This window comes from Undibacterium umbellatum, assembly GCF_014284125.1.
In the GTDB taxonomy this organism is placed as follows: domain Bacteria; phylum Pseudomonadota; class Gammaproteobacteria; order Burkholderiales; family Burkholderiaceae_D; genus Undibacterium; species Undibacterium umbellatum.
In genome coordinates this window covers 1-241 of the sequence record NZ_JACOFX010000103.1, presented here as the reverse complement: position 1 = coordinate 241, position 241 = coordinate 1, and the positions used below count along the sequence as shown (strand labels likewise).

Annotated in this window: 1 protein-coding gene; it reads left to right on the top strand. The window is 53.1% G+C overall.

Translation table 11 applies throughout. From position 1 onward, the window contains the following. Positions 1–241: hypothetical protein (locus H8L47_RS29370; protein ID WP_186957354.1), on the top strand; the 241-nt coding region annotated here is incomplete at both ends.

The window sequence follows — 241 nt, the reverse complement described above, 5'->3', positions numbered from 1 at the left end:
CTATTGGTCAATCCACCATCAACGCCAACCTGGCAACAGCCACTGGTGCATCCGACACAGTTGCAGTGACGATTGCTGAAGGTTCCAATACAGACCCACGTTTCAACTTTGTATTGAACACCAACGCTGTTGAAAACATCACCCTGGTCGATGCTGACACAGAATCCAACACAGTTGCTCTGGCCAACGTTGGCGCCCACACAGGCACCATCACCATCGGTACAGCAGCAGGTGCTGGCGC